A 15,828-nucleotide genomic window follows, 5' to 3' on the forward strand; every position below is an offset into this window, starting at 1 on the left:
AAGCAGAAACTGAATCATATTCAGACGTTGCCTGCAGGCCCCTCAACCGCGTTATCTGTCATTACGGGTGCTGGCGTAAAGGGCGCGCCAGGGCGGAATGCCGGCTGTTTAATCGCCTGTGTGGCTTGCTCATAAACATAGGCAGCCGACAGCACTGTGGCTTCGTTGTTAGCCGACCCGTAAAGGTAAAGCGCCGTGGGCATCCCTTCATCATCCATCCCGGACGGAACGGACATTCCCGGGTAACCTGCCGCAGCGCTGAAAAAATAGTTGTTTGAGAGGAAGTTCGACGCCAGGGCATCGAGCCTGTGTTTGTTCATCGGATCATCGATGGTTTTCTGGAAAACCGGAATGACGGCCGCCCACAGCTCATCGCGCTGGTCCTGAGTGCTCACCAGGCCATTGATAAGCTCCAGCAGGTTCTGGTCGGGCTCACCGGGCTGCTGGTGACGCTTATTGAAAGCAATCAGCTCCGAAAGCGATTTGACAGGCAAACCCTCGCGCCCGGCGAGATACTCTTCCAGTTGGTGCTTGACGTCTGAAAATAATGCCTCGTTGTAATCGGCGTAGGTTTGCTCAGCGACGCCATCCTCCAGCGTTCCCACGGGCACCAGGATCGCACCTTGAGACTTCAACACCTCAAGCGCATCCGCGTAATGCTTACGGTCCGCCCGCTTCGCGGGGTCTTTGGCCTCCTCTACGGACAATTCAGGCACAGGCGTGTAGCCAATTCGCTTGCCTTTCAAGGCATCGGAGCGCAGTCCCTCGGTGTAAAGCGTGGTCTCGGTCATGGCGTTGAGCGCTTCTGCCGCATCGCAGACATTGCGCGTGAACGTGCCAATCGAATCCATGCGTGAACTGGTCATGACACCCTCGGTACTCAGCAAGCCCACGGAGGTTTTCAAGCCAAAAACGCCGTTGTAGGCCGCGGGAGTAATGATCGATCCGCTGGTTTCCACCCCTAACGCCAGCGGCACATGCCCCTGGGCTACCGCCACGGCGGAACCTGAACTCGATCCTGCTACCATCCCGCCCAGGCGATGCGGGTTCAGCGTCTGGCCCCCTCGGGAACTCCAGCCATCCACCGGTAATTCAGAGCGGAAGTTCGACAGCTCGCTCATGTTGGTTTTACCTACAACCACCACGCCGGCCTTCAGCAAGTTGTCCACGACCTTGGCATTTTGAGTGGCGGCCTTGCCCACCAGAGCCTTGGAACCGGCGCTTGTCTGCATCCGGTCCTTGGTTTCGAATACATCCTTGAGCGCGATCGGAACGCCGTGCAAATACCCGCGCACCTGGCCTTTTTCACGTTCAAGGTCCAGCGCCCTGGCTTGCTGGAGCGCATCCGGGTTGGTTTCTATGAACGCGTTACCGCCCTGCAGCCCATGATCAATATTGGCAATTTGTCGGAACGTGTCTTTCACCAGCGATTCTGAGGTGACCCCGCCGCGGCTGGCCATTTCCACAGACATTTGACATGCGCCCTTGAAGCCCTGCGGCGGATTTGAAAGCGCTTGCAACAGGCCTGTCGCCCACCCACCTGCCGAAACTGGTCCGATCATGGAAATACCCCTAATTGACTGAAAGAGAGCTATCGGCCGATAACCCAACACGAGTCTAAGAGGCTGTTCCGGCGTCGCTATCCAGGCGAATCCTGCTGCCCGGTATGATCATTCCGTACCCGGTGTAGGCGCGACAGTTGATAGAAGCTGGCGGTAAGTTCGCAGCAGGACCTGCACGCGATCAGCCGCCCAGCGGGCCCCGTAAAACCAGAGTTGGGTACCATCCTCCAGCGCCTGACAGGCGCTGGGGTATCCACTTCTGCGCGCTGCATGAAACGCCGCACTCTGATCGTCTGACACCAGGGCATCCAAACGATGACTGGCCACGAGCGCATCGATGGCCGTACCGGATTCGAGCGGGTCGTCCGTACGCTGCGCGTCCACTGCGACTAATTGCACACCCGCTTGGCCGAGGATAACGAAGGCACGGTGCAAGGTTGCACGCTGGTCCGTGGGTTCAACATGCCCACCGCGTACGTAGCGGATGGCATAGCCGATGCGCCACCCCGCCAGCACAGGAGAGGCAGTAAAAGCGCTGTTGTTTTGCACCAGGGGCACTTCAACCATCACGGGCCCAGTGGGGTCGACACCACTGAGGGCAACCAGTGATAACGCGGGGTCTCGCGTGGGCTTGATCATTGGAGGCAAGGCGTTATAGCCGGGTATGAGTACCGTCCCCTCAGCACGTCCGGCACCGAAAACGATAGCACCGGTGCTGGCGTTATCGGTTCGCGCCTGGATGACGGTTGAAGAACCAGGATCGGCATGCTCGCCTGATACGGCGAGCGACGATGCTGAGAGGCACGGCATGCCCAGTCGCCAGAGTTTCTTGCAGTCCTCGTTCATTGCAACGCCCCTCGAAATTAACTTTCCGACGGATCATCGCACTCTCTTCTGACGTTTGTCGCAGAGTCGAAACACCCTGAAAAACACCTTTTTCACAGGCTCTTTAACTAACCCGCAGCCTGTTCTTTCACATCCTGAGTCTCTACCTCCAACCACCACGCATGCCCTCGTTCGGGCTGGTTGAGCCGGAACGCTTGCCCCATCGCCGGCGTAGTAATAGACACATTGCGCTCCCAGGCCAGCGCCATGATGCGGTCGAACGGCTCGTGCCAGGCATGAAACGCCAAGTCGAAGGTGCCGTTGTGAATCGGTAGCAACCAGCGGCCCCTGAGGTCGATATGCGCCTGTAACGTTTGCTCCGGCTGCATATGCACATGAGGCCAGTCGACGTTATAGGCGCCGGTTTCCATCAGGGTCAGGTCAAACGGTCCGTATTGCTCGCCGATCCGCTTGAAGCCGTCGAAATAACCCGTGTCGCCGCTGAAAAAGATCCGCCGCGCGTCATCGATCATCACCCAGGAACACCACAGGGTCTGGTTGCCGTCAAACAGGCCACGCCCGGAAAAATGCTGCGCCGGCGTGGCAACAAAACGAATGCCATCAACCTCGGTGCCCTGCCACCAATCCAGTTGCCGCACCTTGGCGGCGTCCACCCCCCATTTGACCAAGGTGTCTCCCACGCCTAAGGGCGCAAGAAAGTACCGCGTCTTGTCGGCCAATTGGATCACAGCTGTGCGGTCGAGATGGTCGTAGTGATTGTGGGAAAGGATCACCGCTTCCAACGGCGGCAACTCTTCCAGGCTGATCGGGGGTTGGTGGAAGCGCTTGGGGCCGGCCCAACTGAACGGTGAGGCGCGCTCGGCGAACACGGGGTCGGTGATCCAGAATTTACCGCGCATTTTCAACAACACGGTTGAATGGCCCAGGCGGAACACGCTGTGATCAGGGGCTGCCGCCAAGTGTTCGCGGGTCAGGGGTTGTACCGGGATGTTGCCCACCGGCCTTGTGGTGCGCGGCTTGTTAAACAACATGTTCCAGAAGATACGCAAGGTCTTGCCAAAGCCACCGTGGGGCACCAGCGCGTCGTTGGTGAAATGCCCCTGGTCGCGCTCGGCAGGCCTGAGCGCAGTGGATGTCGGGCCAACACGTGTTGAAATCGTAGCCATTACAGAGTGACTCCTGCGTCCGCTCATAAATTACACTGCACAGTGTAGTTTCTACATTGCAACAAAACTCGAAGCAAGTAAACTGCCGAGTGTAATTTCATTTTTGAGCCGAACCTCCTCCATGACTGCCTCCCAACGCCTCACCGACCGTAAACGCGAAGCCATCGTGGCAGCGGCCATCGCCGAATTTCGCGAGCATGGCTTCGAGGTCACCAGCATGGACAGGATCGCCGCCACGGCCGGGGTTTCCAAGCGCACGGTCTACAACCACTTCCCCAGTAAAGAAGAGCTGTTCGCCGAAATACTGCACCAATTGTGGGCCAGCAGCGCCGCGCAACTGGATGTGGCGTACAGCAGCGACCAACCACTGCGCAATCAACTGCGCGGGTTGCTGGAAGCGAAAATGAAGATGATGGCGGATGCCAACTTCCTCGACCTGGCACGCGTGGCCATCGCGGCCACCATTCATTCGCCGGAACGGGCCCAAGACATGGTCAACCGCTTGAGCGAGCGCGAAGAAGGCTTTACCCAATGGGTTCGTGCCGCCCAGGAAGACGGCCGCCTGAGTTGCAAAGACCCGGCGTTCGCAGCTCACCAGATACAAAGCCTGCTCAAAGCCTTTGCGTTCTGGCCGCAGATCACCCTTGGCCAGCCTACCCTCGACGCAACGTCCCAGGCTCATGTGATCGAATCGGCGATTGATCTGTTCCTTGCAGGCTATGAGGTCAGTCCGCCGCAGTAGCACAATGCCGCCATTGGTCGCCTCGCCAGAAATGTGCCGCCCCGAAGGCGAACTTCCTGGCAGGCCGATCACTCTGAACCCGTTGTTCCACCCCCCTCTGTCAGCACAAGGAGCTGACAATGAGCAAGTCAACCGTGAGGCCCAGGTGCCCTACGGGGTCAGGCGCATTTACATGGATCCCTCATACGCATGCCTGCTCGAGCTTCCGATCATGCTATTCAATGCTTACAAAAAAACCATCACCGCCTTGCAACACACCAGTGCGCAACAGGCCAGCCTGCTGGACGCGATCGAGCGCTCGATGGCGGTTATCGAATTCGATGTGCAGGGCACCGTGCTGCGCGCCAATGACAATTTCTTCAAGACCCTGGGCTACCGCGCCGACCAGATCCTGGGCCAGCCCCACCGGATGTTCTGTACACCGGCGTTCGCGCGCAGCGCCGACTACAACCAGCTGTGGACACATCTGCGCAACGGCCAATTCCAGTCCGGCACCTTTGAACGGGTAGGCGCCAACGGCGCATCGGTGTGGCTGGAAGCCAGCTACAACCCGGTACGCGATGAAGCCGGTCGCGTGGTCAAAGTGGTGAAGTACGCCATGGACGTCACCCCCCGCCTGCAAGCCGAAAGTGAAGCCAATGCCAAGCTGCAAGCCATCGACCGCGCCATGGCGATGATCGAATTCAACCTCGATGGCACCATCATCACCGCCAATGCCAACTTCCTGCAGCGCATGGGTTACAGCCTGGCGCAGATCCAGGGCAAGCATCACCGCCTGTTCTGCACCCCGGCGCTGGCCAGCAGCCCAGCCTATAGCGAGTTCTGGAAGCGCCTGAACCAGGGTGAACTGTTCAGCGGCCAGTTCGAGCGGGTGGACAAGCACGGCAATACGCTGTGGCTGGAGGCCAACTACAACCCGGTGTACGACGCCAGCGGGCGCCTGTGCAAAGTGGTTAAGTTCGCTTCGGACGTTACGGCCCGTGTGCAACAGCATGCGGCCGACGCGCAAAGCGCTGCGCAGGCTTATCACCTGTCGCTGAACACCCAGGACATGGCCGAAAAAGGCGCCGAGGTGATTCAGAAAACCGCCACCGGCATGCGCGACATCGCCGTTGATATCGACGCTTCTTCGCAACTGATCGCCAAGCTGGGCGAGCGGTCGCAACAGATCACCACCATCGTCAACACCATTCGCGGCATCGCCGACCAGACCAACCTGCTGGCCCTCAACGCCGCAATTGAAGCGGCCCGCGCGGGCGAGCAAGGCCGTGGCTTTGCCGTGGTGGCCGATGAAGTACGCCAATTGGCGGCGCGTACCAGCGGCTCCACGGCGGAAATCTCCGGCATGATCGCCATGATCCAGGACGAAACCCGCCAGGCCATCGACAGCATGGACGCCACCCGCGACCGTGCGGCCCAGGGCGTGGAACTGGCCAACCAGGCCGGTACGGTGATCCTGCAGATCCGTGAAGGCACCAGCGAGGCGGTACAGGCGGTGAGCGCGTTTGCCAACGAGCGGGGCAACCGCTGACGGCTTCTTCATGTGCGGGCCGAGGGCTGGGTCTATAGTGCGTGATGCCTCACGCCACCGACTCGAGCCCGCCATGACCGATAAACCTGACCCTACCCCTGTCGACCCCTTGCGCTTCCACCGACATCACGCCCACCTGGCACCGACCTTTGGCAACGATACCTTTGCCCTCAAGGCCGAAGCCTTTGCGCGGTTCTTTGGCACACCGACCTTCCTCGGCGCGCAAACCGCCATTGTGGTGCTGTGGGTGGTGCTGAACGCTACCGGCATTACCCACTTCGATGTATACCCATTCATCCTGCTCAACCTGGCCTTCAGCCTGCAATCGGCTTACGCCGCGCCGTTGATCCTGCTGGCCCAGACGCGCCAGGCTGCGCGCGACAAAGCCCAGTCCGACGCCGACGCACAACACCGCGAAGCCCTGGCCACCGCCAACACCGCACGCCAGGCCCAGGCCGCACAAACCACCAAACAGTTGCTGGAGCTACTGGAACAAAACACGCGGCTGACGGAAATGACTAAACAGCTGACCGAACGTATCGAAACGCTGACGTGCGAAATACATGAGCAATTTGTGCGCAAAACCTAATTGCGCAACCCGCTTACATGTCGCCCCAGCTCATCAAACAGGGTCACCACTGAACGCAACGCCCGGCAGTCGGGGCGCGTCAACAGCCATAGCGCCGTGTCATGCCCTGCCAATGCGCAGCCCAGTGGTTGCAGGCCATCGCCTATCAGAAAATCCGGCAGCGCCGCCACCCCCAGCCCGGCGCGCACCAACTCGGCCACCGACTGCATGCTGTTGCAACGATAACCGGGACGCACGCCCGGCAGATGCTCACGGCGCCAGGCCACTGTGGGATGGTCGGGTAAAAAGTCGTCCGGCGCGATCCAGGCCAGGTCAGCCAGCTCCTGGCCTGCATGCCGACGCGCATAGTCGGCGCTGGCGCACACCTGATACGTCACCGTCCCCAGGCAACGTCCGACAAGATGCTCCGGCGGCTTGCTGGTCAGACGCAGCGCGATATCGGCATCGCGGCGGCTGAGGTTGGCGAAATCATTGGAGGTGCTCAGTTCCAGGATCAACGCCGGATAATTCGCCATGAACTTGGCCAGGGCCGGCAGCAGCAGACCTTGCAGCACAGCGTCGGTGCAGGTCAGGCGCACCGTGCCGCTGATCACTTCCCCGCCCTGCTCCACACCGATGCGCGCGGCCTCTAGGGCAAGTTCTGCGCGCTCGGCCTGTTGCGCCAAGTGGGTGGCCAATCCGGTGGGCAGATAACCGGCACGGTTTTTTTCAAACAACGTCTGGCCAAGGGCAGCTTCTAGGCGCCGCACCGCCCGGAACACTGTGGACACATCCACCCGCAGCAGCCCGGCAGCCCGCGCCAGGGTGCCGCCGCGAACCAGGGCGAGGACCAGCGACAGGTCGTTATAGTCGACTTGATAGTGCACGGCTGCATTGAGCATGTGGGCAAATGCCAATATTGATTGCGTGAGCGCCAATCTATAGTGCCCCTCAGGACACCACAAGCCATGGGATCACACGATGAAAGACGCCCCGCTGCACCTCGCTCTGATCGGCGATTACAACCCTGACGTGATTGCGCACCAGGCCATTCCCGTGGCGCTGCAACAAGCAGCCCAAGCCTTGAAGCTGAGCGTCAAGGTGCAATGGCTCGACACCGACACCATCACCGCCACGGCCTCGCTGCACGGGTTCGACGGTTTCTGGTGCGTGCCCGCCAGCCCGTATCGCGACACCGAAGGCGCACTGCGAGCCATCCGGTTCGCCCGCGAACAGCGACGGCCTTTCCTCGGCACTTGCGGTGGTTTTCAGCACGCGGTGCTGGAATATGCCCGCAACGTGCTGGGCTGGGCGGATGCCGAACACGGCGAGTTGGTACCGGGCGCTAAACGTGCCGTCATCACGCCGTTGAGTTGTGCGCTGGTGGAGGCCAACGACACCGTGCGCCTGGAGCCCTACACCCGTATCGCGCAAGCCTATGGCAGCCTGGATATCCACGAAGGTTATCGGTGCCGCTACGGCATCAACCCCGAGTTCGCTCATGCACTGCTTGAAGGAGAGATGATTGCCAGCGGTCACGACGCTGCAAACGACCTTCGAGCGGTGGAGCTGCTGAACCACCCGTTTTTCGTCGCCACCCTGTTCCAACCCGAACGCGCCGCCCTCAAAGGCATCACGCCGCCGCTGGCGATTGCCCTGCTCACGGCGTGCCAGGAGGCCTCGGCATGATCGCCAGAACGCCTGCGCCGCCCTACTACGCGGTAATCTTCAGCTCACTGCGCACCGATGGCGACCAGGGCTACGGTCAGGCCGCCACGCGCATGCTGGAACTGGCGCGTGAACAGCCGGGATTTCTGGGCGTGGAATCGGCGCGGGAAGAGGGCCTGGGGATCACCGTGTCTTATTGGAGCAGCGAAGCGGCGATCCTGGCCTGGAAACAGCAGGCCGAACATCAGCAGGTGCGCGAGCAAGGGCGCTCCCTCTGGTACACAGCGTTTCATACCCGCGTGTGCAAGGTGGAGCGGGCCTATAGCTTCCACACTGAATGATCGTGCGTCTGCAAAATGCATAGGTATCTACACAAGTGTGTAGCAGCGGCCTACGCTAACCACGATGCGAAGCGAGCCGCTCTTGATCTTGCTCTTGATCTTAAGCGCCCCGTTAAACCACGCTGGCCGCAATTCGATAGTGATTTGGGGGGTAAACCGGCAGGGATGCCGGTTTAGCCGCCCCGCGCCATGGATGGCGCGTGGCGGCGGCCCCCCAAATCACTGTCGGATTACGGGCACACCGAGCCTAGGCGAGGTGCCGAGTGGTGGGGCAAGAGCCCTTTGGTTACTTTGGGGCTCTTTTCCAAAGTGACCCGCCGTCAGGGCGGAACCCTAAGCCGCCGTTACCGCAGCAACGGATATGTACTCGCCCTGATCCAACATCCTGGTCGGCCCTGAGGCCGCCATCGGGAGCAAGCCCCCTCCCACATTTGGAACGCGGGGCATCAGTTAAAGAGACTTCGGCTCCGAGCCGCCACTGGTTCGGGGCCGAACCAAATTTGTGTAGATACCTACGCTGCAAATGGCCTGCGCTTAACTGACCAAACTACGCACCGCACTGATCTGCGGGATCTCAACCCGGCGCATATACACCCGCAGCGGTTCGCTGATGTTGATGCGATCGTCAATGTTCTGTGCGAGCAGCAACTGAATGCGCGCTCGGGACAGGATCATGCTGTGGTCGGCAGCCGGCTCCCAGACGAACTCGGCTGTGGGGATGATGCCGTCATCGGCCACGTCCATGCCGAAGGCGTCTTCACTGAAACGCACGATGTACTGGCCAGTTTTGCGATTCAGGCCTACAAAACCGTGGAGTTGGTCGGCGGCCTGGCAGATAAGTTCGGAAGTGATGCGCATGGTAAACCTCACTGAAAAGTCCTACTGGGACTGGAAAGATGGTTTACACGCGTGGCAGAAAATACCGTCCTCTAACGGGACAGCTTCGGCTAAGAGTACTGCAATGCATCACAAAAAAACCGACGAAATTGGCCCGCGCACACGTTAATGTCGGTTTGGTGATAGCGCCTTTCGCAATCAATTGTTAAAAAGGACACCTTCTCAAAGTTACCTCCACGAAAGGACTTCGCATATGCCTGTCACGTTAACCAACGGCCCGGTACCCGCCACTCTAGGGAGTGCCCTGCTGCTGGCGCTGATGCTCGGCCTTGGCCCTGCACAGGCTGCCGACCCCATCAGCCCGGCTGAATTGGCGACAAACGAAGGCATTCCCTACCCTGCCGTGATCGCCCACCGTGGCGCCTCCTATGACGCCCCCGAGTCCACCGCCGCCGCTTACAAGGTCGCGCGCGACCTGGGCGCCGACTACCTGGAGCTGGACCTGCAGCGCAGCAAGGACGGCGTATTGTTCGCCCTGCACGACAACAACCTGCAACGCACCACCGACGTGGCGACCAAGTTCCCCGAGCGCAAAGACGCGCCGGCCAACGAGTTCACCTGGAAAGAGCTGCAAACCCTCGACGCCGGCAGCTGGTTCAACGCCGCCTACCCGGACCGCGCACGCCCTGGTTTCGTCGGCCTGAAAATCCAGAGCCTGGATGACATCATCAAAATTGCCGAAGGCAACCCGCAACACAAACCCGGCTTGTACATCGAGACCAAGGAGCCCAAGCAATTTCCGGGCATCGAGGCCGACCTGAAAAACAAGCTGCTGGACAAGGGCTGGTTGAGTTCCGCCGGCTCCAAGCTGGGCAAGAGCAACACCGGTGTCGGCCAAGGCAAGGGCCGCGTGGTGCTGCAAACTTTCGAGGTGGCCAGCCTGAAAGAACTGCAGAAAGAAATGCCCAACACGCCGAAGATCCTGCTGTTGTGGGTCGGTGAAGGCAGCATCGAACCGAAGTCCAAAGTGCCCTTCGCCGAATCCGGCGAGCCGACCAAAGCCGCCTATTACGCTAAGCAGGAACCAAAGGACGCGGCCGAGTTCGAAAAATGGGTCGACCAGGCCAAGAGCCTGGGCGCCATCGGCACTGGCCCTTCGGCGGAGCTGACCGACCACGGCGACCAGAGCTACACCGACCTGGTCAAGCCTGAAATGAACCAGCTGACCCACGACAAGGGCCTGCTGGTGCATGTGTACACCGTGGATGAACCGGTTGATTTCGACAAGGTGATGAAGGCCGGCGTCGATGGCATCTTTACCAACCGCGCTGCCGAACTGCTGAAGTTTTACAAGCGCTGGCCGTCGTCCAGCGTGCAGGACCTGCTGAACGACCATAAGTACTGAGGCGTTTGTGGCAGTCAGCCATTAAGCATGAGTTAAGTTGCGCCGGTTAATCTGGCGCCACTTAAACAGTTCAACCAGAAGGACACACACCATGAAAACCTTGACCACTCTGTTCGCCGCCACTGCCCTGACCCTGACTGCCGGTTTGGCACAGGCTGATGTTCGTCCGGATCACATTGAAGGCCTGCTCAAGTCCGGTGCCGTGATGAAGTTCGATCAACTGAACGCTGCGGCCGTCGCCAAACACGCTGGCGCAACGATCAACGACACCGAGTTGGACCACAATAACAGCGGCGTATTGGTCTACGAAGTGGACCTGACCGACACCACTGGCAAGAAATGGGAAGTGAAGCTCGACGCCAAAACAGGCGCCGTGCTGGAAGACAAGCTAGACACCTGAGTTCAAACTCAAAAACGCGCCACCTCCGGGTGGCGCGTTTTTTTATGGGCGCTCGCCAGACCGTCACATAACCGTCATCGCGCCTTGCAATGATTCGCGCATGCGAACCTGTGAAACGTCCTACAGGCGCTTTGTCTGCGAGCCTCCATGAACCACAGCATCGATCACGCCCATCAGGATCCCGATCTGTTTGGCCTGCTTTACGGTTTCCGCTTTCTGCCCGGCGAAAAGGGCGAGCAGATTGACTCGGCCACCGCGCTTGCGTACCTGCAACAACCCGGCGATCCGCAAGCATTTCTCTGGCTGCACCTGAACCTGGCCCACGCCGCCTGTGAGCGCTGGATGCAAGCCCACCTGGAATTGCCCGAAGAGTTCTTCGAAGCATTGCACGAAGGCTCGCGCTCCACGCGCATCGAGCACGTCGATTCCGCCCTGTTGGCGGTGGTCAACGACGTGGTATTCAACTTCAGCAGCATGGTGTCGTCGGATATTTCCACGTTGTGGGTGTGTGCGCGCAGTCGCCTGCTGATCAGTGCGCGCCTGCAACCGCTGCACTCGGTGGATAAATTGCGCTCGTCGGTGAAAGCCGGTGAACGCTTCCGCTCGCCGCTGGAGTTGCTGGTGCATTTGCTGCGCGACCAGGGCGAAGTACTGACGCAAATCGTGCGCAAGACCAGCCTCAGCGTCGACCAGATCGAAGACCAGTTGCTGTCCTCGCGCCTGTCCACCAACCGCGCCGAACTCGGTGCCGCGCGCCGCGTGCTGGTGCGTTTGCAACGCTTGCTGGCGCTGGAACCGGGCTCGCTGTTGCGCCTGCTCAACCGGCCGCCGCAATGGCTGCAAAAGGAAGACGTGAAGGAGTTGCGCAAATCCACCGAAGAGTTCGCGCTGATCATCAACGACCTGACGGCCCTGGGCGAGCGCATCAAATTGTTGCAGGAAGAGATCGCCGCCAACCTCAACGAACAGAGCAACCGCACCCTGTTCACCCTCACGGTGGTGACGGTGCTGGCGCTGCCGATCAATATCATCGCCGGTTTTTTTGGCATGAATGTGGGTGGGGTACCGCTGTCCACCGACCCGGAGGGCTTCTGGATCCTGGTCGCGCTGGTGGCGACCTTTACCTTGATTGCCGGGCGCTGGGCATTCAGGAAGCGCAAGGATTACTGAATGACGATCGTTCCCACGCTCCCGCGTGGGAATTCAGCCCGTGACGCTCTGCGTCCCCGTGCGCGGTTTTGGCGGTGCCTACCTAATAGACCAGCGGCACCCGCATATCCCTTAAACACTGACCTGCCGCAGCATCTCTGTAACATTCTGCAATGATCATGGGCGACATCCTCATCACACTGGATGCTCCGGCATGGCCACCCCTTCCCTGACTGCCTCCCCCCACGCCTCACCCACCGCCTCCACACCCCGCCTGGACACCAAGCCCGGCCTGGTGACGGTGATCATGTTCTTCGCCGTACTCGCCATGGGCCTGTTGTTCACCGCCTATAGCCTGATGCATGACATGCACGAACTGGGCACGGTGGTTACCACCTGGACGCCGTTCCTGTTGCTCGGCGTGGCGCTGTTGATCGCCCTGGGCTTCGAATTCGTCAACGGCTTTCACGACACCGCCAACGCGGTGGCGACGGTGATCTACACCAACTCGCTGCCGCCGCATTTCGCGGTGGTGTGGTCGGGCTTTTTCAACTTTCTCGGCGTGCTGCTTTCCAGCGGTGCGGTGGCGTTTGGCATCATCGCCCTGCTGCCGGTCGAGCTGATCCTGCAGGTGGGTTCATCGGCCGGCTTCGCCATGATCTTCGCCCTGCTGATCGCCGCGATCCTGTGGAACCTCGGCACCTGGTGGCTGGGTTTACCGGCGTCGTCGTCCCACACCCTGATCGGTTCGATCATTGGCGTGGGCGTGGCGAATGCCTTGATGCATGGCCGCGACGGCACCAGCGGTGTCGACTGGAGCCAGGCCACCAAAATCGGCTACGCCTTGCTGTTGTCGCCGCTGATCGGCTTCGCGTTTGCCGCCTTGCTGTTGCTGGCCCTGCGCGCCTTCGTGAAAAACCGCTCGCTGTATAAAGCGCCCCAAGGCGATACCCCGCCGCCCTGGTGGATTCGCGGCATGCTGATCGTCACCTGCACCGGTGTGTCGTTCGCCCACGGCTCCAACGATGGGCAAAAAGGCATGGGCCTGATCATGCTGATCCTGGTGGGCACCCTGCCGATGGCCTACGCGCTGAACCGCACCATGCCCGCCGATCAGTCGCTGCAATTCGCGGCGGTCGCCGAGGTAACCCAGGCCGCATTGGTGAAGGCGGTACCGCAGCCGGCACCCGCCGACTCCCGCGCAACCTTGTCGACCTATGTACGTACCAAGGAAGCCACACCGGAACTGGTGCCCGCCCTCGCCGCCATCACCGGCCATATCGGTGCCGAGGTCAAAGGCTATGGCTCCCTGGCCGCCGTACCGGCTGAAGCGGTAGGCAACGTGCGTAACGACATGTACCTGACCAGCGAAACCATTCGCTTGATGGACAAGGGCAAGGTCGGCGGTTTCGACGCCGACACCCAAGACAAGCTGCAGCTGTTCAAGCAACAGATCGACAGCGCCACGCGCTTCATCCCGCTGTGGGTCAAGATCGCGGTGGCCATCGCCCTGGGGCTTGGCACCATGGTTGGCTGGAAGCGCATCGTGGTGACGGTGGGCGAGAAGATCGGCAAGACCCATCTGACCTACGCCCAAGGCGCCTCGGCCGAAACCGTGGCGATGCTGACCATCGGCGCGGCCGACATGTTCGGTCTGCCGGTGTCGACCACCCACGTATTGTCATCGGGCGTGGCGGGAACCATGGTAGCTAACGGCGGCGGCTTGCAGATGCGCACCATCCGCAATTTGCTGATGGCCTGGGTGCTGACGTTGCCAGCGGCGATTGTGTTGTCGGGCAGCCTTTACTGGCTGTTCACGCAACTGTTCTGAGCCACGTTCGCCTCTAGAGATGCGCGTGCAGCGTGGCCGCCAACCACTCCATGAACACCCGCACGCGCAAGGGCAAATGCCGCTGGCCGGCGTAGAGCAACGACACGTCCAGCGGCGGCGCAGGGTAATCCGGCAGCACCGCCACCAGCTCGCCGCTGCCCAACAATTCGCAGATGCCCAGGCGTGGCACTTGAATGATGCCAAAGCCCCCCAGGCACGCCGCCTGGTACGCATCGGTGCTGTTGACGGTCACGCGCCCGGCCATCGGCAGCCGCTGCACCTTGCCGCCTTGCACGTATTCGAACCCCGCCGAGCGTGCGCCCAGCGGCCTTACGTAATGCACCAGTTGATGGTGCTCAAGGTCCGCCAGGGTTTCGGGCCTGCCGTAGCGCTGCACATACGCCGCGCTCACGCAGTTGACCATGGGCAGGCTGCACACCCGCCGCGCCACCACGCTTTGATCGGGCTGGGCGCCCACGCGCACGACACAGTCGAAGCCTTCGGCGATCAGGTCCACCTGGCGGTCCGAGCTGCTGATCTGCATGTCGATCAGCGGATGCCGCTCCATGAACGGGGGCAAGTTGGGCACGATCAAGGTGCGCGCCATCGCGTTGGGCATGTCCACCCGGATGCTGCCGGCCAATTGTGTTTCGTCCTGTCGGAACAGCCCTTCCAGTTCCTCCATATGCGCCAGCAAATCCTTGCTGCGCTCATACAACACCCGACCGTCCTGGGTGGCCTGCACCCTGCGCGTGGTGCGTTGCAACAGGCGCGCACCGAGCAGTTCTTCTAGAGTCCGCACCTGCTCGGAGACGGTGGAGCGCGGCAGGCCAAGGCTCTCGCCAGCCTGGGTGAAACTCGACAGTTCGGTGACACGCACGAACGTGCGCAGCAGCTCCAGTTTATTCATGGGATTGTTCGCCTTGCCCGACCAGTGATTCCGATATAGCCATGTTTATCACGTTGCCGGCGTACAAATACACTCAGTCCCACCATCACTTCAGAGGACTGCAGCATGACCCCACGTAAAATCGCACTGATCACCGGCGCCAGCCGCGGCTTGGGCAAAAGTGCTGCACTGCACCTTGCCGCACAGGGCGTCGATATCATCGGTACCTACCACAGCAAGGCCGACGAGGCCCAGGCGTTAGTGGCGCAGATCGAACAACTGGGCGGCCGCGCCGCCATGTTGCAACTGGACGTGAGCCAGAGCGCGACGTTCGCAGGGTTCGTCGCTGAAGTTACCGGCGCGCTCAAGGATGTTTTCGCACAGAACCACTTTGATTTTCTGATCAACAATGCCGGCATCGGCCTGCATGCAAGCTTTGCCGAAACCACCGAAGCCCAGTTCGACCACCTGGTGGCGATTCATTTCAAGGGACCGTTTTTTCTCACACAGAAGCTGTTGCCGTTGATTCGCGACGGTGGGCGCATTCTCAATGTGTCCAGCGGCCTGGCGCGTTTCAGCCTGCCGGGCTACGCCGCCTACGCGGCCATGAAAGGCGCGATGGAAGTGCTGACCCGCTACCAGGCCAAGGAACTGGGCGCACATGGCATCAGCGTCAATATCCTAGCCCCCGGCGCGATTGAAACCGACTTCGGCGGTGGCGCGGTGCGCGACAACGCTGACATCAATGCCATGGTCGCCAATAACACCGCCCTGGGCCGCGCCGGTTTACCCGACGACATTGGCGGCGCCATCGCGCTGCTGCTGGCCGATGGCAGTCAATGGATCACCGGCCAGCGCATTGAGGCTTCAGGCGGCATGTTCCTGTAGGCGCC

The 15,828-nt window shown here is 60.7% G+C and carries 16 protein-coding genes; 10 read left to right on the top strand and 6 right to left on the bottom strand.

Features of this window, described 5'->3' with window-relative positions:
* Positions 1-20 precede the first annotated feature (20 nt).
* The 3 genes from C4J90_RS20175 to C4J90_RS20185 form a co-directional block, all read right to left on the bottom strand.
* Positions 21-1,472 (bottom strand): amidase family protein, encoded by a 1,452-nt coding sequence (locus C4J90_RS20175; protein ID WP_124421236.1) that lies wholly within the window; start codon positions 1,470-1,472, stop codon positions 21-23.
* 198 nt (positions 1,473-1,670) lie between these two features.
* Positions 1,671-2,408: a hypothetical protein gene (locus tag C4J90_RS20180; RefSeq protein WP_177413410.1), complete on the bottom strand. Its 738-nt coding sequence runs from the start codon at positions 2,406-2,408 to the stop codon at positions 1,671-1,673.
* Between the two features lie 107 nt (positions 2,409-2,515).
* Positions 2,516-3,574, bottom strand: a complete 1,059-nt coding sequence (locus C4J90_RS20185; RefSeq protein ID WP_124420661.1) for an MBL fold metallo-hydrolase — start codon at positions 3,572-3,574, stop codon at positions 2,516-2,518.
* Between the two features lie 121 nt (positions 3,575-3,695).
* Between C4J90_RS20185 and C4J90_RS20190 the strand changes: the two genes are divergently transcribed.
* The 3 genes from C4J90_RS20190 to C4J90_RS20200 all read left to right on the top strand — a co-directional run bounded on the left by C4J90_RS20190 (position 3,696) and on the right by C4J90_RS20200 (position 6,436).
* On the top strand, positions 3,696-4,316 hold the full coding sequence (locus tag C4J90_RS20190) for a TetR/AcrR family transcriptional regulator (protein WP_124420662.1): 621 nt from the start codon (positions 3,696-3,698) through the stop codon (positions 4,314-4,316).
* A 211-nt stretch (positions 4,317-4,527) separates the two neighbouring features.
* Positions 4,528-5,847, top strand: coding sequence for a PAS domain-containing methyl-accepting chemotaxis protein (locus tag C4J90_RS20195; RefSeq protein ID WP_124421237.1), 1,320 nt, complete (start codon positions 4,528-4,530; stop codon positions 5,845-5,847).
* Between the two features lie 73 nt (positions 5,848-5,920).
* Entirely contained in the window at positions 5,921-6,436 is a 516-nt protein-coding gene (locus C4J90_RS20200; protein ID WP_124371623.1) for a DUF1003 domain-containing protein, read from the top strand.
* On the opposite strand, the gene C4J90_RS20205 is transcribed toward C4J90_RS20200, so the two are convergent.
* A complete protein-coding gene (locus C4J90_RS20205; protein ID WP_124420663.1) occupies positions 6,433-7,317 on the bottom strand; it encodes a LysR family transcriptional regulator in 885 nt (294 codons plus the stop codon). The genes C4J90_RS20200 and C4J90_RS20205 overlap by 4 nt on opposite strands.
* A 79-nt stretch (positions 7,318-7,396) precedes the next feature.
* On the opposite strand from C4J90_RS20205, the gene C4J90_RS20210 reads away from it, so the two are divergent.
* Complete coding sequence (locus C4J90_RS20210; RefSeq protein ID WP_124420664.1) at positions 7,397-8,104, top strand: CTP synthase; 708 nt, start codon at positions 7,397-7,399, stop codon at positions 8,102-8,104.
* Positions 8,101-8,424, top strand: coding sequence for an antibiotic biosynthesis monooxygenase (locus tag C4J90_RS20215; protein WP_124364076.1), 324 nt, complete (start codon positions 8,101-8,103; stop codon positions 8,422-8,424). Before C4J90_RS20210 ends, C4J90_RS20215 begins: the two co-directional genes overlap by 4 nt.
* Before the next feature lie 534 nt (positions 8,425-8,958).
* Here the strand turns inward: C4J90_RS20215 and C4J90_RS20225 are convergent.
* The gene (locus C4J90_RS20225; protein WP_124364078.1) at positions 8,959-9,282 is read right to left on the bottom strand and encodes a DUF2025 family protein; all 324 of its coding nucleotides are present in this window, start codon (positions 9,280-9,282) and stop codon (positions 8,959-8,961) included.
* Positions 9,283-9,514: 232 nt separating this feature from the next.
* Here C4J90_RS20225 and C4J90_RS20230 point away from each other — a divergent pair, with 232 nt between their 5' ends.
* From C4J90_RS20230 to C4J90_RS20245, 4 genes are all read left to right on the top strand, one after another.
* Complete coding sequence (locus C4J90_RS20230) at positions 9,515-10,666, top strand: glycerophosphodiester phosphodiesterase family protein (RefSeq protein WP_124415426.1); 1,152 nt, start codon at positions 9,515-9,517, stop codon at positions 10,664-10,666.
* 91 nt (positions 10,667-10,757) lie between these two features.
* Complete coding sequence (locus C4J90_RS20235) at positions 10,758-11,066, top strand: PepSY domain-containing protein (RefSeq protein WP_124364080.1); 309 nt, start codon at positions 10,758-10,760, stop codon at positions 11,064-11,066.
* A 147-nt stretch (positions 11,067-11,213) separates the two neighbouring features.
* The gene (locus C4J90_RS20240; protein WP_124364081.1) at positions 11,214-12,236 is read left to right on the top strand and encodes a transporter; all 1,023 of its coding nucleotides are present in this window, start codon (positions 11,214-11,216) and stop codon (positions 12,234-12,236) included.
* A gap of 193 nt (positions 12,237-12,429) precedes the next feature.
* A complete protein-coding gene (locus tag C4J90_RS20245) occupies positions 12,430-14,046 on the top strand; it encodes an inorganic phosphate transporter (protein ID WP_124368081.1) in 1,617 nt (538 codons plus the stop codon).
* Between the two features lie 13 nt (positions 14,047-14,059).
* On the opposite strand, the gene C4J90_RS20250 is transcribed toward C4J90_RS20245, so the two are convergent.
* Positions 14,060-14,956, bottom strand: a complete 897-nt coding sequence (locus C4J90_RS20250) for a LysR family transcriptional regulator (protein WP_124420665.1) — start codon at positions 14,954-14,956, stop codon at positions 14,060-14,062.
* A gap of 105 nt (positions 14,957-15,061) precedes the next feature.
* On the opposite strand from C4J90_RS20250, the gene C4J90_RS20255 reads away from it, so the two are divergent.
* Entirely contained in the window at positions 15,062-15,823 is a 762-nt protein-coding gene (locus C4J90_RS20255) for an SDR family NAD(P)-dependent oxidoreductase (RefSeq protein WP_124420666.1), read from the top strand.
* Positions 15,824-15,828 lie beyond the last annotated feature (5 nt).

Source organism: Pseudomonas sp. R2-60-08W, from assembly GCF_003852335.1.
In the GTDB taxonomy this organism is placed as follows: Bacteria; Pseudomonadota; Gammaproteobacteria; order Pseudomonadales; family Pseudomonadaceae; genus Aquipseudomonas.